This is a genomic window from Bacillus sp. TE8-1 (genome assembly GCF_008368855.1).
Taxonomy (GTDB): domain Bacteria; phylum Bacillota; class Bacilli; order Bacillales; family Bacillaceae_G; genus Bacillus_A; species Bacillus_A cereus.
In genome coordinates this window covers 100,699-126,082 of record NZ_QPET01000012.1, presented here as the reverse complement: position 1 = coordinate 126,082, position 25,384 = coordinate 100,699, and the positions used below count along the sequence as shown (strand labels likewise).

Here is a 25,384-nt window from a genome sequence, read left to right as displayed (position 1 = left end):
TTCACATGTCAAACTACGCTAAAGAAGAAAGGCTAACAGGGGGAAACGTCTCAAGCGTATATCGTTCTGAAAATACTGTTCGGCGAGAGTTAAAGCCAGGCAGTGAAAAGATTCATAAGCTATTGCAACATTTAGAAAACAAAGGATTTCATTATGCTCCAAAGTTTTTAGGTGTAGATGAAAAGGATAGAGAGATTTTATCCTTTATTGAAGGAGAAGCTGGCAATTATCCTTTAAAAGAATATATGCGATCTAATGATGTATTAAAAGAAATAGCAAAGATGCTCCGCCTTTACCATGATGCTGTAAGTGATTTTCCGTTATTAGATGATTGGAAACCGATGGATCACACGCCAAATAACATTGAGGTTTTATGTCACAATGATTTTGCCATATATAACATTATTTTTAATAATGAGAAGCCAGTAGGGATTATTGATTTCGATGTTGCTGCTCCTGGTCCAAGACTATGGGATATCGCTTATACACTCTATACTTGTGTGCCTTTAAGTAGAGTGTATTATACTGAATCCGGTGAAGCCGTTCATTATGACTCATCGCAACATGCAGATCGTATTAAAGAGAGAGTGAATTTGTTCGTTCAGTCCTATGATAAAAATATGGATGAAGATTACTTAGGAATGGTGTTGCTTCGATTAGAAGGGTTATGTACATATATGAAACGAAAAGCTCAAGAAGGCGACTTGAATTTCCAAAGAATGATCGATGAAGGACATCTAGAGCATTATGAGAAAGATATGAAGTTTATTCGTGATCATAGGGCTGAGTGGAGTTGATTTAGTAATAAAGAAAAGTTAGTATCGTTTTTTGCCGACAACTCCATCTCTCTTTTCGAATCGTTTAGAAAATAACAAGGGGCACCTTTCAAAAAGGTGCCCCTTCCTTTTATTTCGTAAACTGTGCTTCTTCCGTAGATCCTTTTAACGCTGTCGTTGATGAAGTTCCACCTGTAATCACTTGTGCCACTTCATCAAAGTAACCTGTTCCTACTTCGCGTTGATGACGTGTTGCAGAGTAGCCATGTTTTTCAGCTGCGAATTCTGCTTGTTGTAGTTCAGAGTATGCTGCCATGCCGCGCTCTTTATAGCCACGTGCTAGTTCAAACATACCGTAATTTAATGAATGGAATCCAGCAAGTGTTACGAATTGGAACTTGTAACCGTAAGATGCGATTTCCTTTTGGAAGCTTGCAATTGTTTTTTCATCTAGTTTTTGTTTCCAGTTGAATGAAGGTGAGCAGTTATATGCAAGTAGCTTCCCTGGATGCTCCTTATGAATTGCGTCCGCAAATCGTTTTGCATCTTCTAAATTTGGTTCTGACGTTTCACACCAAACGAGGTCTGCGTACGGTGCATACGCTAAACCGCGCGCAATTGCTTGATCAAGACCTGCATTCGTACGGTAAAACCCTTCTGGTGTTCTTTCTCCTGTAATAAATGCTTTATCAACAGGATCGATATCGCTCGTAATTAAATCAGCTGCATCCGCATCTGTTCTTGCAACGATAATTGTCGGCACTCCCATTACATCTGCTGCAAGGCGTGCAGAAATTAAATTGCGTACTGCTGTTTGCGTTGGTAGTAGTACTTTTCCACCTAAATGGCCACATTTTTTCTCTGAAGATAATTGATCTTCAAAATGCACACCTGATGCACCTGCTTCAATCATACCTTTCATCAGTTCGAATACATTTAATTGCCCACCAAATCCAGCTTCTGCATCTGCTACAATCGGTACGAAATAGTCTGTATCATCGCTTCCTTCCATATGCTGAATTTGGTCCGCACGTTGAAGCGTTTGATTAATTCGTTTTACTACAGCAGGTACGCTGTTCGCTGGATATAAACTTTGGTCTGGATACATATGTCCAGAAAGGTTTGCATCAGCTGCTACTTGCCAACCACTTAAGTAAATCGCTTTTAACCCAGCTTTTACTTGTTGCATCGCTTGGTTTCCTGTTAATGCGCCAAGTGCGTTAATATAGTCTTCTGTATGAAGCGATGTCCAAAGCTTCTCAGCACCGCGACGCGCTAACGTATGTTCAATGTCAATTGACCCGCGCAGGCGAATTACATCTTCTGCCGAATATGGACGTGTGATCCCTTTCCAACGCTCATCTAATTCCCAGCTTTCTTGCAACTTCTCGATTCTTTCGTTTTTCATTTGTTCCATCCCCTTTTCGTTTTTTATAAAATTTCATAACCCGGTAATGTTAAAAATGGTACGAATTCATCATTTCGAACGAGATTTGTAAACAACGTTGTCGCCTCTTGGAATCTCCCTTTCTTAAAGGCTTCCTTACCAATCTCTCTTTCTATTTTTGCTAATTCTTCTTCTTTTAGCTCTTCCATTAATTCAAGCGTAATATTACGACCATCATTTAGTTTTCCACCTTCATGACGAATCCATTGCCATACTTGTGCTCTTGAAATTTCAGCTGTTGCCGCATCTTCCATTAAGTTATAAATGGGTGCTGCTCCCCGTCCGCTTAACCAAGATGCAATATATTGAATACCTACGCTAATATTCATGCGAAGGCCCTCTTCTGTAATCGTTCCCACCGGTACCTCTAGTAAATCGTTTTCTGTTACACATATTTCTTCACGTTTTCTAAAAATTTGATTTGGTGTTTTCATAATGTGATTAAACACTTCCATTGCAACCGGTACAAGTCCAGGGTGGGCGACCCAAGTCCCGTCATGACCGTCTAAAGCTTCGCGTTCCTTATCAGCACGCACTTTTTCAAAAGCTGCTTCATTTGCTTCTGGATTATTTTTAATCGGAATTTGTGCCGCCATTCCTCCAATTGCTGGTGCATTACGGCGGTGACATGTTTGAATTACTTTCAAAGAATACGAACGCATAAATGGCGCCGTCATCGTGACTTGTGCTCTATCTGGTAGTAAGAATTTATTATGATTACGGAAACTCTTTAAAAAGCTAAAAATATAATCCCATCTTCCGCAATTTAAGCCAGCAGAATGATCTTTTAGCTCATATAAAATTTCATCCATTTCAAACGAAGCGTGAATCGTTTCTAGTAACACAGTTGCTTTAATCGTTCCGTTTGGAATGCCGATATATTTTTGAGCAAATATGAATACATCATTCCATAATCTCGCTTCTAAATAACTTTCCATTTTCGGTAAGTAAAAGTATGGGCCGCTCCCTTTTGCTAAAAGAGCTTTCGCATTATGGAAAAAATACAAGCCGAAATCTACTAAACTACCCGACATATTTTTCCCATCAACTTGCATATGCTTTTCCTCTAAATGCCATCCTCTTGGACGTACAATGAGTACAGCTGTTTTCTCATTTAATCTATATTCTTTCCCTTTATCATTTTCATGTGAAATCGTTCCCTTTACTGCATCTCGTAAATTGATTTGACCTTCAACTGCGTTTTCCCAAGTTGGTGAATTCGAATCTTCAAAATCCGCCATAAAAAGATGCGCTCCTGAATTTAAAGCGTTAATGACCATCTTTCTATCTACCGGTCCAGTAATCTCTACGCGGCGATCCTCTAAGTCTTTTGGCAGCTTGGCAATTGTCCAATCCGCTTCACGTATGTGTTTTGTTTCTTCTAGAAACTTCGGAAACTCCCCTGCATCAATTCTCTTTTGTTTTTCTACACGTTTTTGTAAAAGTTCTATGCGGCGCTCATTAAAATTCTCATGTAGTTCCTTCAAAAAACTAAGCACCTCAGGTGTCAATATTTCGTTGTACGCTGGTAACATTTCTCCGGGCAGTGTAACCCGTGAAGTTTGCGTCGACATATTAGCATCCCCTTCTTAAACTGTTTTATAACAGATTTGATTTCATGTTTTATATTATATAACAAATCTTCAGAAAAGGAAGTTTTTTTTGAAAATTCATTTCATTTTTTTCAAAACGCCATTCTTTCGCGCTTTATTTCATACAAAAAAAGGCCGCTGTTATACAACAACGACCTTTTTGTATTATTTTTAAATTTCACTTTGACTAGTTAAACTTTATTACTGCCCTTGTTCCATATCATGCAATATTGCTCTATGTAAAAACTGTGCGTATTGTTCTCTCGTTACCTTCATAGACGGACCGAATTTACCTTCTCCGATTCCCATTGTAATACCATTTGTTTGTACTGCACTAATTGCATTCGTTGCCCATGAATTTGCTGAAACATCATTAAAGTTATGAGATCCCTTTGCCTGTAAGTCAAAAGCATTCGTAAGAACTTGTGCCATTTCTGCACGCGTTAACGTCGCCTTCGGTCTAAAGTTTCCATTCTCGTCTCCCTGGAAAATTCCCATTTCCGTTAAAGCCAATATCTCCTCGATAAAGCTTGTTGAATTTTCATCAATATCTCCATATGGGTTTTCATATTCATCTTGTTCTTCCATATCAAACACACGGTAAATTAAAGCTGCAACTTGCTCACGTGTTACATTATCCCCAAAACCGAATATTCCATCGCCATATCCCAAAATAATTTCTTGTTCCGCTAATTCATGAATTGCCTCATATGCCCAATGCCCTTTTGGTACATCTTTAAATACAATTGTATTTGTTTTTTGCAACGGTGCACTTTCCGCTTTTACACTGTTACTCTCTGCTGAGAATAACACCCCACCCATAATTGTTAATGCTGTAGCTGTTTTTAATAATTTTTTGCTCATCAAATTATCTCCCCAATATGTATATGTTTTTTTAAAAATATACAGAATAAATGGTATAGTGACAATATATTTTTCGACACATTTCGTGACGGTTTTGTGAATCATATTACACATCATGTCTTTTTCATCGGGTTGATTATAAAGCTTGTGTATAACCATAAAAATACATAAATTCGAATAATAATTCTTTTTTAAACAAACAAAAAAGCACAAATATTTCTATTTGTGCTTTCATATTTCACTCTACTTCCAATCCTCTTTCAAATGATAATTAATAATCGCATTATTAATAAACTGAGCATATTGTTCTCTAGGTACAGGGCGATTTAATTCATACATGTCATTCCCAGTTCCTCTCACAACATTATTAGATTGTAATGCACTAATTGCATCTTCTGCCCAGTGGCCTTTTGGAATATCTTTAAATGTATGTTTTTGTTTCGTTTCAAAATTAAATGCTCGTTTTAAAATGACAGCCATTTCCGCTCTAGAGATTGGTGCTTTCGGCCTAAAATTCCCTTGGCCATCCCCTGAAAAAACACCACGTTTTGTTAACGCCAAAATTTCCTTTTTAAAAGTTGTTGTACTATCAGAAACATCTTTATATGGATTCGCTACTGGCCCTTCTTCTTTTATCTCAAGTGTTCTGTAAATAGTCCCAGCTACTTGTTCACGTGTTATAAGATCACCAACACCATACTTCCCGTTTCCATACCCTAATATAATTTTATGATATGCTAAGTCCATAATAGCATCATATGCCCAAAATCCGTATGGAACATCTTCAAACACAATCATTTGTGGATACTCTTCCGCTTTTACAGGCGTCACATTCGTCCCTGCAAATATACCTCCTGCCATTGTCGCAATCATCATTACACCCAATATTTTTTTCTTCATTGTCCTCTCTCCCTATTTCATTCAAATAAAATGAACTTCATTGTTTCAGGAGTATTATTTTTTGGTGAATGTAAGATAAAATGTAAATCTTCTAGAAGAAATATTTCCACTACCTTTCTGCTTTATACTCCCTTCTTTCTTTTTCAAAAAGGAAGTTGTCACATCTAAGGTGTTATATACTAAAACATTCTACAATCTCTTTATAAACTCCTTTTCACTTTATAACTTCCCTTTATTGGCACCTAAAGGAGATACCTAGTGGAGGCTACTATATTCATGGTTTATATTTCAGAGGTAGCATTCCCCTTCACTGATAACTCGCTTTCGCTGAATTTTGAGGTGGAGGTCTTACTGCCCAGCAAATAGCGGGATAAAAAAATCATCCTTTTTTCTTAAAAGAGGATGATTTTTTATATTTATTAACACTCAAATATGCTACTACTTTTGAAGAGTAAATTGGGCAACTATTTGTTTTAGTTTTCCTGCTGCGTTATGCATATGTTCAATTGAAACCGAAATCTCTTGAACAGATTTTTCTTGCTGTTGAATAGACTCTTTTACCCTATCAGTTCGGTCAGATGATCTTTGGGAAATTTGAGCCATGTCTTCTGCAGAAGCCGAGATTTCCTCACTACTCGCTGCAATTTCATCTGTTGACATAGATACCGTTTGAATTTGCTCAGATACTTGTTGTACTTTTTCTGTAATTGTTCCAAATACTTTTTCTGTATGCATTACTACTTGTGTACCTGCCTGTACCTCATTATCTACCTTCCCCATCATATGTACCGTATGGTTCGTTGTTCCCATAACTTGAGTAATAAGATTCTCAATTTGTTTTGCAGAATCACTAGATTGTTCTGCTAATTTCCGCACTTCATCTGCCACAATTGCAAATCCTCTACCACTTTCACCAGCACGTGCAGCCTCAATTGCGGCGTTTAATGCTAATAAGTTAATCTGAGAGGTAATACCTTGCATTACATCAATGATTTTAACAATTTCTTCTGATTGTTCTTTCATAGTCTCTACTTGTTTCACACCGCTATGTACCGAATTTTGGATTGTATCCATCTGTTGAATCATTTGTTTCATTAATTTGTTACCACTCTCTGCATCTAATGCTGATTGAGCAGATAATTCATTTACAGAGGACGATGTATTGACTATACTCTGCATTCCTTGTGTCAACTCTTCCATCGCACCCGCAGTTTGTTCCATTGCTTGCATTTGACTCTCTGCACCATTTGCAACTTCTTCAATATCCATAGTGATTTTCTTTGCTGCACTACTAGATACTTCTGATGCAGATACTACTCCGTCTGCATATTGGAATAGAAGCTGAATATTATTCTCTACTTCTTGCATATTTGTTCTTAGCCCTGCAATCATCTCGTTAAAATTACTTACTAATACACCTAATTCATCTTTAGCATTATAATCACCATGTACGGTTAAATCTCCTTCTCTCGCTCTTTCCATCATACGACTAACCGTTTGTAAAGGAGCAACTATAAGCTTGCTAATAATATAACTTACTATACATATAACGATTGTAGTAACTACTACAAGAATGATAAAGGTAATAACGGAACGATCAATCATTTTTTGAGAATCTTTAAATACTTGGTCAGCTAAATTTGAAACATACGATTCTAGATCCACTGCATAACCAGCTAACTCTATTCCCTTCGGTTTTAATTCCTTCTGAAATTCATTTACCATTTGTGGCTCATTTGTTGCCTTCGCCTTTTCAAATAATTTTTTATATGTATCTTTATAACTTGGCAAAGATTTCTTCATCTTCTGAAATAGTTCATCCTCTTGCTTACTTAAATTAAAACCATCATCATATTCTTTTAATAAAGAATCATATTTTTTAAGATCCTTTTCAATATTATCAATTATCCCCTCTTTATTTGCCACTTCATTTTGTGATACCGTAATTAATTCTAGTAGGTTATATTCTAGTGAATTTTGTGTGCGAAGCATTCCTTCTAATAAAATTGCAGAATATTGATAATCATCTACTACAACCTCTGTATCATGCTTAATCTTATTAATAGAACTAATTGCTACACTGCTTATAATTACCATACCTAAAACTGCTAATGAAATAAGCGCTAATAATTTATATTTCACTTTTAAATTTTGTAAAAAATACATTTTTTCACCTTTATTCCTTTATATATAGATTTTTAGAATTTTATAGCTTATTATTTACAAAATCGCAATAAAAAGCAATGATAAATATTCCCAATATGAAACTTATATCTCTATAAAAAAAGAAGTAGCTATCATGCTACTCCTTTTTGCTTTGTTTCTCATATTGTTCAAACGTATGAATTCTTTCAAAAATTGGTGGGTGCGTGTATAAGAAAAATTTCACTAACGCAGGCGGATTTACTTGGCTTAAACTCGTTTTTGATAAATATTGAAAAGTTTTCACACCAGATTTCCCATCCTTCGTCATATTTAAAGCATATTGATCTGCCGCTCGTTCTTCTATACGTGAAACATAGTTTGTTGCTGGTTGTACTGCAAATGAGAGTATAGAAGAAATTAAGAAAAATAAAGGTAAAATGGAGAAACATGCTGCTTTTGAAATTTGCAATGTATCTCCCCATTTGCGAATACACATATTTATAATACGACTAATTAAAAACATACCTATAAACGATAGCAATACATAACTTGCAACGCCAAAATATATATGTTTCATAACATAATGCCCCATTTCATGGGCCATTATAAATAAAATCTCTTTATCTTTTAACTGCTTAAGTGTTGTATCCCACATTACAATACGGGCGTTAGGGCCAATTCCTGTTACGTAAGCATTTAATGCATTCGTTTTTTCTGACATATTTACTTCATATACGTGTTTAGCAGGAATATCCGCTTTGTCTGCTATCGCTAAAATTTTCGTTTCTAATTCTTTATTTTTCAGCGTCGAAAAGTCGTTATACAGTGGGTCAATAACGACAGGCTGTATGAATGTTAAAAAGATTGTAAATGGAACAGAGAGCGCCCACCCTGCTAGCCACCATCTCTTCGGAAATTTACGGATAAGCCATAATAGAACGGTCACTACAATTAACATAGTCGCATAACTTTCCCAAAAACCGATAACATGATCTTTTATCCAGCTTTGTGTACTTTGCGTTGAAATGCCGTAATCAACGGACACTTTCCGGCCAATCCATTGCATCGGTAAGGCAAGCACTGTTGTCAGTAATGATAAATAAAAGAAATAAATCGCAACTTGCAAAACACTTATTTTAGTCGTTTCCTTCGACCATTTCTCAAACTTTCTTGAAATACCTAGCACAAGTACAAATAATAAAATAATCCATTCAAGAGGCGTCGCTAAAAAGTATAGTAAATTTTTCACGCGCGAATAATCTTGGCTTAGCGTAAGCTCTCTCGTACTCATAAACGTTTCTGGATCTGCACTCGTTCCCTTATACATGTCCGGAATAAGTTCATGATTCCATCCAAATAAATACCAATATATAAGTAACGCAAATCCAACGTACAAAAAAAGCGACCAACCGATAACCTTCCTCACGCTATTCCCTCCTCTATGCTGCCTGTCTATTATTATTGTAAGTTCGTACACGCTAAATTAGAACAAGCTTATTATGTGAATTGCTCTGGATCTTTTTATTTACATAAAAAAAACTCTTCTACATAAGAAGAGTTTTACCTACCTTTAAACACTTTCTTCGGTTCATAATCCGGAATAAGAATCGCACTTACAAACCAGCACGTACCCTACTTGCTTTTTAGATAACATAAAAAGCCTCTTTAAGGAAGTACATCTATTAATAAACTAAAATCTTGTAAAGAGAAAGAACTATATTTCATAATACCCTGTACAGCTAAAAGTAAAACAAGACCGATCACACACATATAGTTAACGCTTTCTTCATTCTTTTTTTCAGTAACGACTCCACCACTTATACATAAAATCCCCAACAAATGGAGCGCTAAATACATGAAAAAATAAGCTTCCTCCCAGCGCAAAATAACATTTACTGTCGTTATTAACACTAGACTAAGTAAAATCAAATAAAAAAACTTATTTGACGATATCGTTTCATTCATATAATTTTATACATCCCTTTCAAATTTCGAATTAATGATGTTTCAAAGCTATAAAGTAAATGATTGTTTTTATACCATAAAACAAAAGGAAAGCCACCATTACTTTCTCGAATACTTTATGAATCCACATATACTTCTCTTCATTCTTTCTGAAGATGCGCTTCATCATTTCTTCTACAATTAGACCAAATATTAGTAAAACCCCGAACACAATAAGAAGAGAAATAATATTTTCTTTTAAATGAGTACTAGAAAATAAGTAATACTCTGGAAACACAATCGTATCTACTACAGGTTGAATCCAATGACAAACGCTTTTATCACACATATCTGTAATAGACGTAGCATCTATAATGTCTTTTAATATTTTTTCAACCGTCTTCTTCATCTCATTTACTCCCGACTACATCTGAAAAGCTCTTTTCCTGCTCTGCATATATAACTGGCACTTCTTTACTCCAATATTTACGATTAACAAATAAAAAGATAAGTACTAAGTTTAATCCTGTTATAAAAATAATAAGTCCAGGAAAGAATGTCGTATAATTTGAGAAATCGGCAAAACTCATAATTTTTTCTCTACTTATTAGAAAAGACGCACCTATTACAAATGCATTGTTTAACATATGTATTGCAATTGGCATGAGTAAACTTTTCGTACGAATATATACGATTGATAATACGATGCTGAATATGGCTGCACCGAGGAAATCAACATGTAACAACGCAAACAATATTGCTACAACGATGATTGCTATGCTCGTTCCCCATTTTATTGCAAAGCGTTGAAGTAAAAATCCACGAAAAACAAACTCCCCGATAATTGGTGCGATGAATACAACCATAATGACTTGATATACATATCCCCCAGTACTATCTACAATCGGTTCATGCAGGGCATTCATAATAAAGTCCGGTGTAATCCATGCAAAACTATACATATACAAAATAAGATACCCGTAACTAAACATGCATAACATAATCGTAATGTATAAAACTTGCACCAAGTTAAATGTTTCATTTTTATTAACAAACAATGAAAATGAAATGTGATGCTTTCTATACTCATAAAAAATCCATACGATCGGAAGGATATAGAATATAAGGATATTTATAAAAGAAGAATTTTGTATATGAAATGTACTTGTTAGTAACTCGCCACTACTTCTCGCTATTAAAATTAATAGTGCAAATACAATCAAAAAATATCTAGCTCGCATCACTTGAAACGGATTCACACTCATCTCCTCCCCTATGTTACTTTTATCATATCATTTGATTCTTAATTTTTTGCGAAAGAAAACCTTAAAATTTCCTTAAAAATTCCATAAGTTACAAAATGATGATATGATATTCGAGAAAATTAGGAGGGATTTTTATGTACCAAGCAAATATTTTACTTGTTGATGATGAAACAGCAATTTTACAATTACTAACTACCATTCTTGAAAAAGAAGGTTTTTCTCATATTACAACTGCAACATCAGCTGAAATAGCTTTATCTCTAACTAAGCAAAACAATTACGATTTAATTATTTTAGATGTAATGCTTCCTGGACAATCCGGTTTTGATATTTGTCCAATCATTCGTCAACAAACAGATTGTCCAATTTTCTTCCTATCAGCAAAAGCATCTGATTTAGATAAAATATCCGGATTTTCATACGGTGCAGATGATTATATTACGAAACCATTTAATCCATTAGAAGTAGTAGCACGTATGAAAGCACAGCTTCGGAGACATATGAAACAAACCGTACCACACGAACAAAAACCACACTCAATTTCATTTGGAAGATTTGAAATTGATCAGCACTCTGCAGAACTAACAGTAGATGGGCACATTGTCGAATGTTCTGCTCAACTCTTTCAACTACTACTCTTCTTTTGCGAGAATCCGAACTACGTATTTTCGAAAGAGGAAATATATGAAAAAGTTTGGGGAGCACCTGCCTATAATGGCGATGACAACACTGTTATGGTCCACATTCGAAAACTACGTGAAAAAATTGAACATGATCCAAGTAAACCAGAATATATAAAAACCGTTCGCGGGCTTGGTTATAAGTTCGTTACAAAGTAGGATGACGATATGAATTTTAATAAACGACTTATTATTCAATTTATCATGCAACACGTTTTTGTTTTAGTTACATTACTTATCGCTGTAGTTGCTGCTTTTACTTATTTAATTTTTCTTCTTACTAGTACTTTATACGAACCTAACATTCCAGATTCTGATAGTTTTACAATTTCAAGATACATCTCTTCAGAAGATGGGCATATTTCGTTACAATCTGAAGTGCAAGATTTAATAAAGGAGAAAAATGATTGGCTCCAAGTTGTAGATGAAAACGGAAAAATCCTCTACCACTTTAATACACCAAATGATGTTCCGAATGCTTATACGAAGACATCTTTAGTCGCATATATACAACATCATATCGAAAGTAATTATAAATTTACATATTGGGAAATTGAATTAGAAGAAAAGAAAGTACTTGTTATTTATGGTGGTATGTTAAAAAGCAATGCGTTACTGACAGCAATTCAAAAGGAGCATTCCTCTTTAACGATGGATTCGTTCGCATTAACAGATCAAGAAAAACAGTTACTGTCTAAAGAAAAAGCAACACTTCAAATATTTAATCAAAATGGCGAAGAGGTTTTTTCCTATCCAACTGGAAAGAAAAAAACATTTTCAGCAATACAAATTGCCCTTAATGAAAAAGAACCGTGGAATCATAAAGAAAACACGTCTAGCTTTTACGATGCAAATAGTGGCAACCTTCTCGTTGTAACTGCAAAAAATGAGCACTACTATCCAGATGACGAAATTGAAGATGTATTTACTAAGAAGTTTCTCATCGGATGCGGATTAATCCTTCTTATCGTATTTGTTTATTTAGTCATTCTTTCTATTTGGTACGGTAATAAATTCGGGAAACCGTTATTACATGCGATGCGCTGGCTTAAAAATATCGCTGGTGGAAAGTATGAAGAACCTATTAGTAAAAAAGGAAAACCCGTCAGGTTCCGGCGATCTGGTAAAGAAAAATGGTCATTCCGTTTGTTTAGAGATGTAACAAGTTCACTAGAACACCTTTCTATTACACTCAAAAAAAATGATGCGATGAGGCAAGTCCTCCAGCAAACACGAGAAGAATGGATTACCGGTCTAACACACGACTTAAAAACACCACTTAGCTCTATATATGGCTACGCATTATTACTCGAATCGAATCAATATAACTGGACTGATCGTGATATTCAGCAATTTGGTAGTGTTATGAAAGAGAAATCTCAATATATGACGACATTAATTGATGATTTAAGCTTAACGTATCAATTAAAAAATAACAGCCTTCCTGCCCAACACGTAAACGTTGAAATCAATCAGTTCGTCCAAAAAGTATTATTGCAATTTATTAATAATCCAACACTTCAAAATCAAAATATTGAATTCGTACCGAGCTCAAATAAAATTCAATATTTCATTGAAGAAAAATGGTTCCAGCGTATTATCGAAAACTTACTAGTAAATGCTGTAAAACATAATAACGAAACAACTACTGTCATCGTAAAATTATCACAAAACGCTAATTCCTTTACACTCTCCATTTCAGATGACGGAAAAGGAATGGATGAAAAAACGAAAGAACTTCTATTTGAACGATATTACCGCGGAACAAACACAGAAGAAAGCAACATCGGAACTGGACTTGGCCTAGCCATTACAAAACAGCTCGTTCATGCTCATAACGGGACAATTTCCGTTGATAGTGCACTCGGAAAAGGAACGACGATTATTCTTCTGTTTCCGTTTCGTTCGTAAGAAAGACGCTATGTGGCGTCTTTTTTTCTTTTATGGGAGAATTTCGCGGTAATTGAAATTATGTGAATCGTTTTTTGAGGTGTTTTAACGGTATATGAAATTATACCGGCGATTTTTTGAATATATCAGCGCAACTCGAATTATATCAGCGATTTTCTAGATATATCGACTTACCGACAAAAAACGACAATACTAACCTGCTTCCCTACTATACAAGGTAAAGGTAAAGGTAAAAGTAAAAATAAAACTATTAACAAATACATTTCTAAACTGTTATACTATAAATAGAAGTATAAACTAACTAAGTTTTGCATAAAATGAAGTAGACGAGGTGCTTCCAACACCCCGTCACTGCAACTAATTACCGCAAGGTGGAAGGTTGCAACTAAAGCTTATTTGCGCTTAGAAGACTTCCCACGCTTCGCAGGCAGACGGGTGGTCTTCTTTTTGCGCTTTTTTGCCGTTAATTTCTTAAATCCAAAAACTATACCTTCTCTAGCTATAGTTTTTGTAATTTCCAACAAAATTTGCAAAAGAAATTCCATACGACTACACCTCCTTTCTTCACAAAATGAAGAAAGGGCATAACCTTCCACCCGCAATATTTAATTGCTACTTTATTTTACCATTTTCATATGTATTACAGATAAAACAATACAAATTTAACAATCCACTTATAAAAAAAGCGAACCATCTCCCAATGATTCGCTCTTACCCTATTATTTTTTCTTCACCGGTATCCAAAGCTCTACTTGTGCAAACTCACTCTTATCTTCGTGGCAACGCTCATCGTATAATTCAAACTCTGTAACGCCGCAATGTTCATAGCCTGAATGCGGAAACCATTCTGAGAATACTGCATTCCAAGTTTGGTGGATAGACGATACCATTTCTTCATGAGGAACTTTCGGCGTTGTAAATACTGCATATGTTGCTGCCGGGAAAGTACGCTTTGCAATTTCATTTGGTACATTTTCAAAGTCTGTAACTTCCATTCCGATAATATAAGTGAAGTCTCCTGTTTCTAAATTAAAATCAGTACATAATCCAAGCTCTACCCATTGGCTCGTATCTTTACGATTCGGAATCGTCGTTCCAAGATCTTTTTGTAAATATTCTTGCCAAAATGCTGGAATGTCTTGATGGTTTTTCCCTTCTTTACTTGTCGTCTTCAGTTCATAACCCGCCACTAAAAATTCTGGTTTATTTACAATACGATATTCCATTTGTATGCCTCCTAAATACGGATTTAATTTTCTTTGCTTTACATTTACTCTGTAATACATCGGTGTTTCGATTTCTTGTTTTCGATATTCACTCGGTGTCATTTGAAATAATTTTTTAAAGGCTCTCGTGAACGTTTCGTGAGATTGAAAGCCATGTTCAAACGCGATATCAATAACTTTTTCATCCGTATGAGAAAGTTGATAAGCTGCCCGGGCTAACCTCCTCTTTCGAACATACTCCATTACCGTATCACCTACTAACGCCTGAAATACACGATGAAAATGAGACTCAGAAAAACCTGCAACCCGCGCTAAATTACGCAGCGTTTGTTTTTCCATTACATCTTCCTCAATATAATCAATTGACCTTTGAATTTGTGTTTCATAGCTTTCCATCTCTGTTCACCCGCCTTATATGTATTATGATAAAAGAGAACGCAATCCAATTCTTGACGTTTTTTACTATAATTCCATAAAAAATTGTAACTTTTTTATATGTATTTCGTTGTTATATATGAAGGGAGGGAAATGTAGTGAAACACAAACAATCATTAGAAGAAATTTACTCAGAGCATATGCAAGATTTATTTCGCTATCTTCTCTCCCTAACCGGAGATTCCCACTATGCGGAAGATCTCATGCAAGAAACATTTTACCGAATGCTCGTCCATATTGACTATTATAAAGGAGAAGAAATTAGAGAGGTTCCTTCGCTTGCACTTGAAGCAACTATCCCAAATAGCCGTGTTATGGGAGGCGGAACAAGTGTAGAAGCTTTTTTCCGTACGAATAGCCAATTTGATTTAGTACGAACCGTCGGTAAAAAAGAAATGCCCCTCGGTACAATAGAAACAAAAAGCTTCTTATCATCTGTAGATGTTACGAAGCGAACTTGGATGAATCCGTTCTATCAACCAAAACTCTTCTTTGTTCATCCAAAAACAGAGCAGGGTGATTATTTAAAGGATTCATCAAAAAAAGTATGGGATACACTTGCAAAAGTACATGATGGAACCGTTGCAGAAGTAGCAATCTCTTTTGATAAAGCTTACACTTTAAAAGAATTAGAACCGCTTTTATATAGCATATTCGAGGCACAAGAACTCCCTCCAACTCCTTTATGGTACGCTTTAGATACAGGACAAGAAAGAAAAAATGTAGATGACTATATCCTACATGGCGGAGAAGCTATAGCGTTTCCAGAACATGTAAGATTCCTCGCTAATGAAAATGACGGGCAGAAAACGCAAGAAGACAAAGTAACCGAAATGATGCGCGTCCTTTCTATCCATAAAAAAACGGTAAGCAAAATAGCAGCGCTTTCTGAGAAAGAATTAAACTTAGATAAACGTTATGAATATGTAAAAGAGAATGGCGTAAAAGTATACGGCATTGTCATTACTGGCCCGTCGAAAGAGTTATTAAAATTACAAAACTCCCCGCACGTACGTTATGCGACTCTTGGAGATATTGAGATTTGGAATTGGTTTGATCATTAATAAAAAAGAAGTAGCGCTCTAAAAACGATGCGCTACTTCTTTTTTAATTCGAAATCACTTTCACATACATCCCTCTCACCGCTTTTTCATAAGCAATATCACTCATCTGTCTTATGTTTTCTGACACAACAGATGCTGGAATAACTTCACCTTCACGAAGTAACGGAGGATCAATAAGACGGACTTTATTTTTCTGATACAAATCGTAATCGTCTCTATCTTCTTTTACTTTTACATTGGGATGAACTTTTCTTAATAAAGCATGGACTTCTGAATCATTACATTGCTGCAATTTCGAAATAAGCTCAGCATCTTCAAGAAGGAAATCATCTGCATGAATAACCTTTTTATGAAGAGCTAACTTTAACGTTTTCACTAACATATCATTTCCGTAAATATTCATTGGTTTCATAAAGAAATCGATTACTTCTTTGTAATACGTTTCTGTAAACCACTCTGCCATTTCGATACTTTGAAGGACCATTTTCCCCTCTACTGCGATAATATCCTCTAAAAATCTATGAACCTCTTCTAAAGAAATATATCCGTATGTATACATATCTCGTAGCGTATAATCCACTCGATCTGCACATAATTCGGGCGCTGACCTTTCCAGTAATGTCCACTTCGAATCATCTAATAAAATATCTTCATAGTTATAACCATGCTTCGCAAGGATCGCTGGAATTTCTGAGTTTTTCACAACAGAACTAAATATCTCTTCATGATAACTCTCATCTTCATTATCAAAAACGTAATCAATCACGTGGGAAAAAGCAGTATGTGATACGTCATGCAGTAAACTAGCGATCTGTTCTTCTACTGAACCACCTAGTTTTTTAACTAATAACATAACACCAACTGAATGATCAAAGCGCGTTACATTCCATTTCTCGTTCACTAAGTAACTTGCACCATTTTGATGAATTCCCTTTAGTCTTTGCATAGACTTACTTGAAATTAATTCTTCTACTACTTGATCCACTTCAAATTCTCCGTATAGTACATCTGATATGATCACTTACAATCCCCCTTTATTTTAATCGAGTCTTATAATCGTATCTCTTTTATGAAATTAGCACCAACATAAATATTTATTTTTATTTATTTTTATTTGTTTTTATTAAAAAAAATAGAGAGCCATCAACTCTCTATTTCATAACCCCTATTCAAACGTAACTTCTACCTGCACAATCTCCGACCTACTACCAAGTCTAAGCGGGGGTCCCCAAAATCCAAATCCAGAAGAAACAATTGCGTGGAACGCACCTTTTTGTGCGTATCCCCAGTCTAGGTCGTACATTCTTCTCGTTACAATATGATTGGGCGCCATTTGTCCGCGGTGCGTATGACCGGATAATAATAAATCTACACCTGCCGCTGCTGCTTGTTTCAATTCAAATGGCTGGTGATCCATTGCGATAACAGGCATCGATTTATCTACCGTACTCATTAATTGTTCAAAGCTTTGGCGATCTCGCTCTGTTTTATCTCTTCTTCCAATGAGATAAAAGTCATCTTCAATTGTAATCACTTCATCTAAAAGAATACGAATATCAATCTTATCCATCTCTTGTAAAAACTCTGGAACCGCTCTGCCGTAATATTCATGGTTTCCTAAAACGCCATATACGCCTAATGGAGCTTTCATTTGTTTCATGATTGGTCCCATATTCTTTTGAATGAACACACCTGGATGATCATCGATAATATCACCTGGCAGTAAAATAATATCAGGTTCCATCTCATTTACATGACGAACAAGTCTTTTTAAATGCGAAACGCCAGACAGTTTACCGAAATGCATATCAGAAGCCATCGCAATGCGTAAACTTTTACGCCCCTCTACCTTTTTCGGTATGTGCACCTCGTACTTTCTTACTACCGGACTATACGCATTAAATACTCCATACGCAAAGATAAAGATAAATGCAACTATCACAGCCGCCCCTGTCCAAATAATTGCTGCTTCTTTCTCTACTGAAAACTGTAAAAGAAAGACCATAATATCAGCTAATGGCAACAACATAAGCGCATATTGTATGACCGCAAACCAAATCGAACCTATCGTTCGCAGAAATGGCAAAAACTTAAACACTTGCACGAGAATGTACGCATATGAAATAAATGCGACTATGAAAGCATAATATCCCCAAGATTCCCAGCCAAATACCGCATGAAGCCAAACCCATCCGTTCCAGCCGATGTAAAACATAAGTAGTGTGTATATAATTAATATGGTAAATATATTGAGATAACGAAGATTCTTCACAGCCAGCCTCCTTATTGATTTCTTTTATTATAACTTGTTATGCACTTATAACGTAAATATTAAGCGCTTCAATCTTCAGAATAAGAACATTGATAAACATATTGTCTTAAAATTTTTAAGAACGGCTGTAATGGACATTTTCGAGTCTTAAGTGTTGGATGAAATTCTATTATCTTTATCCTTCAAAACTCATCTATGCAATTATGCATAACCATCCATTACGTTTTATTTTCATGTTACGATATAAATGTAATACGACATATATCGACAAAGATAAAAGGAAGTGATTGTATGAAACGTTCTAAAACCTACTTAAAATGTTTAGCATTATCCGCTGTTTTTGCTAGTAGTGCTGTAACTCTTTCAACACCTGCTACTTACGCTCAAACGACGTCACAAGTTGTAACAGATATCGGGCAAAATGCAAAAACACATACGAGCTATAATACATTTAATAATGATCAAGCTGATAATATGACAATGTCTTTAAAGGTAACTTTTATCGATGATCCAAGCGCTGATAAACAGATTGCCGTTATTAATACAACTGGTAGTTTTCTAAAAGCAAATCCTACTATAAGTGATGCACCTATTGATAACTACCCAATCCCTGGCGCTAGTGCAACATTACGTTATCCTTCACAATATGATGTTGCATTTAACCTTCAAGATAACAGCGCTCGTTTCTTTAACGTAGCACCTACAAATGCTGTAGAAGAAACGACTGTAACATCTAGCGTATCTTATCAACTTGGTGGCTCTGTTAAAGCTTCTGTAACGCCTAATGGCCCTAGCGGTGAAGCTGGTGCAACTGGTCAAGTCACTTGGTCTGACTCTGTAAGCTATAAACAAACTAGTTATAAAACAAATTTAATTGACCAAACAAACAAAAACGTAAAGTGGAACGTATTCTTTAACGGATATAACAATCAAAACTGGGGTATTTATACACGTGACTCCTATCATTCTTTATATGGAAACCAACTTTTCATGTACTCTCGCACATACCTATATGAATCTGATGCAAAAGGTAATTTAATACCGATGGATCAACTTCCAGCATTAACAAATAGCGGTTTCTCTCCTGGTATGATTGCTGTTGTTATCTCTGAAAAAAATACAGATCAATCTAACTTACAAGTCGCTTATACAAAACACGCCGACGACTACCAACTTCGTCCAGGCTACACATTCGGAACTGCAAACTGGGTTGGAAACAACGTAAAAGACGTTGATCAAAAAACATTTAATAAATCATTTACACTAGATTGGAAGAATAAAAAGTTAGTAGAGAAAAAATAAGTAAAAAAACGAAGGGACTATTTAGACTCTTCGTTTTTTTACTTATTCATAATAAGATCCCGCGAGTAATACCGTCGCTATGAAATTCCATGATATATTTTTAGGCATCTCTTTACCTTTATTTTGAAAAGCATCCATTAAAATATCAATGCTTTCATCACTTATAATCAATTTATCCCCTTTTATTTCCTCTTTATAAAAAGACATATTTTCTCTCCTTTACTCTCTTATACATATCCCTTGAAGACTCTCTTTTTCGTTCTATCACACTAAACCACGTATCACTTCTTCTAATAATAAATCCAATCATTCATCCAATTTGTTTCAAAACACTCTAATACATTCAGCCTTCTTTCCATAGTACTATCTCGACATTATACTCATTCTTTAGAAAAGAAAAAGCACTTCTCATTGCTTCATCTACTACAATAAGGCTAGAATAAATTAATCCTCTTTGAGCATCGTCATATCCAATGAAATGTAATACTTCTTTTGTATATAACATGAAATCTTCTAATTCTAATTGCACACCAAAGTCCCAATTTTCATGTGCATACCATACAATAATCTTCTTAGACAATAAACTAGTTAATTCACGTTCAAATTCTTTTATTTCATTGATAACTTGTTCAGCATTTAATTCACTCATAACTTTGATAGGATTCGGTGTTTCATCAATTAAAAAGTTTACTAATGAAGCAATTTTCTTCCCGCTAATAATCTCAAATTCTTTTATAGACGGACATAACATTAAAAACTTTTCTCTAGTAGCCTTTTCCTCTACCTTTTCTCTTAACATTGCAATTTTCTTTAGACGTTCATTCACATTTATCACCTCATACATTCAGTAAATTAACATAATAAAGCGTATCATCCGTTTGAAAATACATAACCGATCCGCGGCTATAATAATTAACAAATTGAATCGGCTCTCCAAAATGTTCATAGTATTTTTTCTGAATGTCACTTAATTTATTTTTTCGAAAAAAATTCATTTATGCTCTACAACCCTCCTTCTACTATACAACCTTGTTATTAAAGATAGATTTCTTCTTTCCAACTACTGGATTTAGATTGAACTACTATTAGATTTTCACTTTCCCATTTTAATGTACCCAAAAATCTTGCATACACCATTTCATTCCCTACCTCTTCCACCAATAATTGATCTCGAATCTTTAATCCCTTTTCATCATACACTTCACATCGTAGCTGGAAACCTTTAACACGATGAATTCCTTTTAATATGGCTATCTTCTTACGGCTTGGGCTTTTCTTAGGTGTCTTCCCAACTAAAAATATCCCTTCATAGTTTTGCTTCACAATCTCTTCTAAAGTCTCCTCTATATACCCTTTAACAATAGATGATGAAAGAGTAGAGTTTTCTTCAAGTCCAGGGACAACATATTGGCGTACTAATTTGCAAAACTCTTTGTATTTCTCTTCAACTGATTCCAGTGTTAAGAAATTCATAAAATCATAAGGAACCAGTATACTAATTTCACCCGATGCCCTATTCACTTTATATGAAACATCAGTGTGCTCCTTAGCTAAACAATAAACAGTAACTTTCTCAATTTCTTTTAATCCCATCTCAAACTCGCTAACTTTCTTTGCGAAAATCAACTCAAAAATCCTAATTTCATGTACAAGCAAATAATGTTTTTTAGGACGTTTTTTTTTCCAATCGTAAAACTTTACTTCAAGCAATATAATTCACTCCTTTAAATTTATCACCATGGCATCAGGGACCTATGATACCTTTTATTAATTTATTAAACTGTACTCCTTTTTCATTCTACCTTATCTATATTTTTAATATGCTTACTCACAACGCACGCGGTGACATAACAGCCATAAATACATCACTTCTCTCACCTGGTGCCATATACATTCCTTCTGCATCTAAATATTCAATGGAAAAGGCTGCTAGCTCATACGCCATTTCTTGATCGCATTCAAAAAGTGGATTTATAAAAACCTCACTTCCTGTAATCTTTTGTAAATCTTTCAAACAGTTAGACTTACTTCTTGCATAATCAGCCACATTCTCATTAGCCCAAGACCACATCCAACTGTTACTCTTTTCAGACCAAGACCCTATAAAAACAACACTAAATTCAAGTAACACTTGACCATTTTTTTTAAACTGTAATATACATCGATCTTGATCATAACAATACTCATCAAAGTTATAGATATTATAATCCGAAATGAATTTTTGCTGTTTACTTTCTAATTTGTCATAACACATAACAAGATAATTCTCGAATTGTTCATCCGTCATTGCCAATTATCACACGCTCCCTTCATTCAAGATCTCACTACAAACAATATATCTTACTCTCTCAAAACCTATATAAAGTGAAACTTTAATTAGTCCTTACCAATCGGGCTTTTACCGGTAGCCCCCCGCCCACATATCATATACCTTTCTACCACTAAGATATCTTAATATATACAAAGAAAGAAGAACTTATATAAGCCCTTCTTTCCATAAATAGTTTCTTTACTCCATCTAATTTATTTTATCACGATAATTAAATTCACTATTACACAAATGCACCCCAACCATCTGTATATCCACCAAACTCTTCACCCAGTTTATTCAATTCCTTTTGCATCTCTACGATATCCTCATAAATTAAGAACATTTCTTTAGAACAAGTACATGTCCAATCTTCAAATTCTTCATTATAATCTAATTCACAATTTAAGCCCAGCTCTTGTAGTCTGCCAATTATTTTTTCTCCATTACCTTGATCAGGAATTGCAATAAAGAAATCTACTATATGTTTTTCATTAAAATCTATACCTTGTTTATATAACATATTTAATACTTGTCCATCTTCATCTTTTGGGAATTTCATTATAATACCCTCCTGTATACCATTAAAACTCTTATTTTCATGCGAATAATGCCTCTTATCCATAAAGCTACCAAATTCTATCCCTTTACAGACACTAAAATCATCATCTACAACATTACTTTCTGCAAAAGAGAACTACTTTAATCTACACAATGTTTCTATAAAACTTATTGTAATTACATCCCCACAACTAAAAATATTTAGGACCTCTAAATATTACATAGCAGAAAAATCTTCAATTAGACCTTGCAGTAGCTTTAATTTTAATTCTTTTTTGTTCATATAATTCCTTCCGCTCTCTATTTTGATTTGTCCCACGAGGATTAGATACATGTCCTATCCTATATATAAAGAAAAAAGAGCCTATATTCGCTCTTCCTTCATATACACATTTAACAAATGCATCTTTCTAACCACTAACTTTTCTGGTGATATATTAATAGCCTCTAAAAGCAAACTGAATATACATGTATGTACCAACACCATAAATAACAAAAGCAACTATAGTAATTAGCCAATTTTCACGAGTTTTTTGTACATACTTCGAACATGCCCAAAAAAGAAGTAAAATAATTAATTGAATTGCAGTCACTTTTGAGACAGCAATTATAGTAGTTTCTGTAACATATAATATCCACACTCCTAGAGACATACGTATGATTGGAATAATAAACAAAAACCTATTCTTACTAATACTTTCTTTAATATCAAACAGATAATTTTCTTGAAAAAAAACGACCAATGTTAATATAAGACTTAAACTCAAAACTATAATAAACTCTAAAAATTCTAGAAACGCTATCCACATCAACAATTCCCTCTTTCTTTTCCTATAGCATAAGGTTCATTGTAAATTTTTAATGCAGCTATTCTATTTTTACTAGAAAGATTCAACAATCGTTTTGCATTCACATCATACTAATATGTAACATTACCATGCATCTTAAACTACCATTAATTTGTTATCAAGATTATATCGAATTGTTTATAAAATACATATAGAAAAAAGTAGAGCCAACACTAGCTCTTCTGCATCAATACGAAGTATCCCCGCTCATGGAGATACTAATTACTTATATACGTCTCTCCAAAACTCGATGGATTTCCTTTCAAATTTCTCTATGCTATAGTCATCATCACTGGCAAACATTAAAATTGATGTATCAAAAAAACCAAACTCCATTAATGATTCTGGCAACGTTAAATTGTACTCATCTTTCCAATACTCTCTGTTTTCTGTAATAATTGGAGTGTCTGGAATACTTTCAAGGAGTTTTTCATTTCCTTTCTCCACAGCAATCACCACTCCAAATATAAGTAAAACTTTATACTCTTTCAAAAAGCTATAAAGATTTTCACCTGAAATATAAAATTTTTCTTGCTCAAATATGGTATCCATCACTTCCGCTCCGCCTTTAAATACGTGCGGCACCATATCTGCAAATATCCAATCATACTTGCTCATATCCTCAAACATAAATGAGAGCATTTCGTTTATATATTCTGAATCATCTGCTACATACAATCTCATAGTATCACCATTTCTTTCCTAGAGAGTACCATACAGTATGTTCTTCTTTTCCTTTTTCCAGTTAAAATAATGTTTTATGAGGAACTACAGGGTGTTCCTTAGTATTTTCGTACTACATAATATTCACCTGTAAAATGTCCCACTATATCAATTCTTTGATATTAAAAACTTGTAAAATATCTTGCTCTAACTTTATTGCATTAAAGTCCGACGTAGCCTTTTCCCCTAACAGTCTAATAGATTGAACAATATTTCCAATTATCAATATTTTCCTCGTAGCATAATCTGCAGATAAAAATGCTTCATAGTCAATCCTTAATCTAAAATCTGCTTCTTTACTCTTCCTTTTAAAGAGCTTTCTTTCTTTATGAAAACCCGCATCTTCATATTCCGGAGTTATGTTAACTACTATAGGAATTATAGCTATTTCTTCTACTTCGCTACCATAATTATTACTATTTAATTTTTCAAGGTCACTACCAATTTCTGAAATTATATTTATAAATCCCTCAGCAATTTCCCCTTCTAATTCACCACTCAAAAAAAACCTCATAATCACTCATCCTTTTCAATTATTACTTTTATTTAGCGGGGAACGCTTTCCATCTGTTTCATATAATGGATTGATGGTGCCACTCTTTCTCCTACCTTATATATCTTTTTATAGGGATCTGCTTTTAAATTTTACGTAGAATATATCTTTCAGGTGGGCCGCTCCCCCGCTCAGCTTGAAAATATAATAATTTATTCGATATGCATGAAATTAAACAAGGTAAACCACACCAAATAACTTTTTCTATTGCACATTTTAATTCCATAAAACTCCCATCAATTTCACTAATAAGGGGCATTACGTAACAAAAATCCTTTGCTCCATATTTTTTTAATTGCGTTGATATTCCTTCAGCATACACCATATTTTTGGGGATAGATTCAAAATACATAGAATTTAAGATAGTATCATGGTTATGCGCCAAACGCCCTAATGCCTTCACTCTTTTTTTAGGTGAAGTTAGTTCAAAAATAATTCTATCCTGGATTTTTTTTTGAAAAAAACTCCTAACTATGAGTTCTTCATATTCTTTATCCATGTATCTTTTATCCTCCTATATTCTTAAAGTCACCTTTTCTGAAAAATATAAGTGGTGTGACATATATAT

General features: G+C 34.5%; 27 protein-coding genes and 4 pseudogenes. 7 read left to right on the top strand and 24 right to left on the bottom strand.

Annotated features, from left to right (window positions below; all coding sequences use genetic code 11):
- Nucleotides 1-5: 5 nt before the first annotated feature.
- Nucleotides 6-797, top strand: coding sequence for a phosphotransferase (locus DN404_RS10045; RefSeq protein ID WP_000073794.1), 792 nt, complete (start codon nucleotides 6-8; stop codon nucleotides 795-797).
- 109 nt (nucleotides 798-906) lie between these two features.
- Here DN404_RS10045 and aceA read toward each other — a convergent pair whose 3' ends face one another.
- From aceA to DN404_RS10000, 10 genes and pseudogenes are all read right to left on the bottom strand, one after another.
- A complete protein-coding gene (gene aceA, locus DN404_RS10040; protein ID WP_000787346.1) occupies nucleotides 907-2,184 on the bottom strand; it encodes an isocitrate lyase in 1,278 nt (425 codons plus the stop codon).
- Nucleotides 2,185-2,207: 23 nt separating this feature from the next.
- A complete protein-coding gene (gene aceB, locus DN404_RS10035) occupies nucleotides 2,208-3,797 on the bottom strand; it encodes a malate synthase A (protein ID WP_113304419.1) in 1,590 nt (529 codons plus the stop codon).
- A gap of 219 nt (nucleotides 3,798-4,016) precedes the next feature.
- Nucleotides 4,017-4,784 carry an S-layer homology domain-containing protein gene (locus tag DN404_RS10030; RefSeq protein WP_113304420.1) on the bottom strand — a complete coding sequence of 256 codons (768 nt, stop codon included), beginning with the start codon at nucleotides 4,782-4,784 and terminating at the stop codon, nucleotides 4,017-4,019.
- A 138-nt stretch (nucleotides 4,785-4,922) separates the two neighbouring features.
- Nucleotides 4,923-5,579, bottom strand: coding sequence for an S-layer homology domain-containing protein (locus DN404_RS10025; protein ID WP_048656609.1), 657 nt, complete (start codon nucleotides 5,577-5,579; stop codon nucleotides 4,923-4,925).
- A 438-nt stretch (nucleotides 5,580-6,017) separates the two neighbouring features.
- A complete protein-coding gene (locus DN404_RS31425; RefSeq protein WP_404978265.1) occupies nucleotides 6,018-6,809 on the bottom strand; it encodes a methyl-accepting chemotaxis protein in 792 nt (263 codons plus the stop codon).
- Between the two features lie 156 nt (nucleotides 6,810-6,965).
- Nucleotides 6,966-7,745 (bottom strand): annotated as a pseudogene (locus DN404_RS31420) (MCP four helix bundle domain-containing protein); the annotation flags it as partial.
- Between the two features lie 136 nt (nucleotides 7,746-7,881).
- On the bottom strand, nucleotides 7,882-9,150 hold the full coding sequence (locus DN404_RS10015) for a M48 family metallopeptidase (RefSeq protein ID WP_139849512.1): 1,269 nt from the start codon (nucleotides 9,148-9,150) through the stop codon (nucleotides 7,882-7,884).
- Between the two features lie 239 nt (nucleotides 9,151-9,389).
- On the bottom strand, nucleotides 9,390-9,689 hold the full coding sequence (locus tag DN404_RS10010) for a DUF2101 family protein (protein ID WP_001006050.1): 300 nt from the start codon (nucleotides 9,687-9,689) through the stop codon (nucleotides 9,390-9,392).
- 31 nt (nucleotides 9,690-9,720) lie between these two features.
- Nucleotides 9,721-10,077, bottom strand: coding sequence for a hypothetical protein (locus DN404_RS10005; protein ID WP_025687441.1), 357 nt, complete (start codon nucleotides 10,075-10,077; stop codon nucleotides 9,721-9,723).
- 1 nt (nucleotide 10,078) lies between these two features.
- Nucleotides 10,079-10,927 (bottom strand): CPBP family intramembrane glutamic endopeptidase, encoded by an 849-nt coding sequence (locus DN404_RS10000; protein ID WP_140421505.1) that lies wholly within the window; start codon nucleotides 10,925-10,927, stop codon nucleotides 10,079-10,081.
- Between the two features lie 140 nt (nucleotides 10,928-11,067).
- On the opposite strand from DN404_RS10000, the gene DN404_RS09995 reads away from it, so the two are divergent.
- Together DN404_RS09995 and DN404_RS09990 are read left to right on the top strand one after the other, a co-directional pair.
- Nucleotides 11,068-11,772, top strand: coding sequence for a response regulator transcription factor (locus DN404_RS09995; protein WP_000283864.1), 705 nt, complete (start codon nucleotides 11,068-11,070; stop codon nucleotides 11,770-11,772).
- A gap of 9 nt (nucleotides 11,773-11,781) precedes the next feature.
- A complete protein-coding gene (locus DN404_RS09990) occupies nucleotides 11,782-13,524 on the top strand; it encodes a sensor histidine kinase (protein ID WP_149215024.1) in 1,743 nt (580 codons plus the stop codon).
- 392 nt (nucleotides 13,525-13,916) lie between these two features.
- Here the strand turns inward: DN404_RS09990 and DN404_RS30520 are convergent, their stop codons facing one another.
- Together DN404_RS30520 and DN404_RS09985 are read right to left on the bottom strand one after the other, a co-directional pair.
- Nucleotides 13,917-14,069, bottom strand: coding sequence for a hypothetical protein (locus DN404_RS30520; protein WP_000394943.1), 153 nt, complete (start codon nucleotides 14,067-14,069; stop codon nucleotides 13,917-13,919).
- A gap of 174 nt (nucleotides 14,070-14,243) precedes the next feature.
- Nucleotides 14,244-15,146 (bottom strand): AraC family transcriptional regulator, encoded by a 903-nt coding sequence (locus DN404_RS09985; protein WP_000446855.1) that lies wholly within the window; start codon nucleotides 15,144-15,146, stop codon nucleotides 14,244-14,246.
- A 137-nt stretch (nucleotides 15,147-15,283) separates the two neighbouring features.
- Here DN404_RS09985 and DN404_RS30515 point away from each other — a divergent pair.
- Together DN404_RS30515 and DN404_RS09980 are read left to right on the top strand one after the other, a co-directional pair.
- Nucleotides 15,284-15,451, top strand: a pseudogene (locus DN404_RS30515) (sigma factor); the annotation flags it as partial.
- Nucleotides 15,440-16,249 (top strand): annotated as a pseudogene (locus tag DN404_RS09980) (anti-sigma factor); the annotation flags it as partial. The pseudogenes DN404_RS30515 and DN404_RS09980, both read left to right, overlap by 12 nt.
- Before the next feature lie 43 nt (nucleotides 16,250-16,292).
- Here DN404_RS09980 and DN404_RS09975 read toward each other — a convergent pair.
- Nucleotides 16,293-17,270 carry an HD domain-containing protein gene (locus DN404_RS09975; RefSeq protein ID WP_000587075.1) on the bottom strand — a complete coding sequence of 326 codons (978 nt, stop codon included), beginning with the start codon at nucleotides 17,268-17,270 and terminating at the stop codon, nucleotides 16,293-16,295.
- A 144-nt stretch (nucleotides 17,271-17,414) separates the two neighbouring features.
- A complete protein-coding gene (locus DN404_RS09970) occupies nucleotides 17,415-18,521 on the bottom strand; it encodes a metallophosphoesterase (protein ID WP_149215022.1) in 1,107 nt (368 codons plus the stop codon).
- 34 nt (nucleotides 18,522-18,555) lie between these two features.
- Between DN404_RS09970 and DN404_RS31315 the strand changes: the two are divergent.
- Together DN404_RS31315 and cytK2 are read left to right on the top strand one after the other, a co-directional pair.
- Nucleotides 18,556-18,669: pseudogene (locus DN404_RS31315) on the top strand (TetR family transcriptional regulator); the annotation flags it as partial.
- Nucleotides 18,670-18,812: 143 nt separating this feature from the next.
- Nucleotides 18,813-19,823: a beta-channel forming cytolysin CytK2 gene (gene cytK2 / locus DN404_RS09960; RefSeq protein WP_149215021.1), complete on the top strand. Its 1,011-nt coding sequence runs from the start codon at nucleotides 18,813-18,815 to the stop codon at nucleotides 19,821-19,823.
- A 42-nt stretch (nucleotides 19,824-19,865) separates the two neighbouring features.
- Here the strand turns inward: cytK2 and DN404_RS30510 are convergent, their stop codons facing one another.
- From DN404_RS30510 to DN404_RS30930, 10 genes are all read right to left on the bottom strand, one after another.
- Entirely contained in the window at nucleotides 19,866-20,030 is a 165-nt protein-coding gene (locus tag DN404_RS30510; protein WP_176342306.1) for a hypothetical protein, read from the bottom strand.
- Nucleotides 20,031-20,166: 136 nt separating this feature from the next.
- On the bottom strand, nucleotides 20,167-20,649 hold the full coding sequence (locus DN404_RS09955) for a hypothetical protein (RefSeq protein ID WP_001005735.1): 483 nt from the start codon (nucleotides 20,647-20,649) through the stop codon (nucleotides 20,167-20,169).
- Nucleotides 20,650-20,659: 10 nt separating this feature from the next.
- The gene (locus DN404_RS30505) at nucleotides 20,660-20,818 is read right to left on the bottom strand and encodes a hypothetical protein (RefSeq protein WP_162871155.1); all 159 of its coding nucleotides are present in this window, start codon (nucleotides 20,816-20,818) and stop codon (nucleotides 20,660-20,662) included.
- Between the two features lie 40 nt (nucleotides 20,819-20,858).
- Nucleotides 20,859-21,533, bottom strand: a complete 675-nt coding sequence (locus DN404_RS09950) for a hypothetical protein (RefSeq protein WP_000895165.1) — start codon at nucleotides 21,531-21,533, stop codon at nucleotides 20,859-20,861.
- Between the two features lie 118 nt (nucleotides 21,534-21,651).
- Nucleotides 21,652-22,116, bottom strand: coding sequence for a DUF6882 domain-containing protein (locus DN404_RS09945; RefSeq protein ID WP_049108537.1), 465 nt, complete (start codon nucleotides 22,114-22,116; stop codon nucleotides 21,652-21,654).
- Nucleotides 22,117-22,375: 259 nt separating this feature from the next.
- Nucleotides 22,376-22,693, bottom strand: a complete 318-nt coding sequence (locus tag DN404_RS09940) for a ribonuclease E inhibitor RraB (protein WP_141402226.1) — start codon at nucleotides 22,691-22,693, stop codon at nucleotides 22,376-22,378.
- 436 nt (nucleotides 22,694-23,129) lie between these two features.
- The gene (locus DN404_RS09935) at nucleotides 23,130-23,501 is read right to left on the bottom strand and encodes a hypothetical protein (protein ID WP_000264706.1); all 372 of its coding nucleotides are present in this window, start codon (nucleotides 23,499-23,501) and stop codon (nucleotides 23,130-23,132) included.
- 261 nt (nucleotides 23,502-23,762) lie between these two features.
- Entirely contained in the window at nucleotides 23,763-24,224 is a 462-nt protein-coding gene (locus DN404_RS09930) for a hypothetical protein (protein WP_149215020.1), read from the bottom strand.
- A 142-nt stretch (nucleotides 24,225-24,366) separates the two neighbouring features.
- The gene (locus tag DN404_RS09925) at nucleotides 24,367-24,777 is read right to left on the bottom strand and encodes an Imm44 family immunity protein (protein WP_149215019.1); all 411 of its coding nucleotides are present in this window, start codon (nucleotides 24,775-24,777) and stop codon (nucleotides 24,367-24,369) included.
- 124 nt (nucleotides 24,778-24,901) lie between these two features.
- Nucleotides 24,902-25,315, bottom strand: a complete 414-nt coding sequence (locus DN404_RS30930; protein WP_255445069.1) for a hypothetical protein — start codon at nucleotides 25,313-25,315, stop codon at nucleotides 24,902-24,904.
- Between the last annotated feature and the right edge of the window lie 69 nt (nucleotides 25,316-25,384).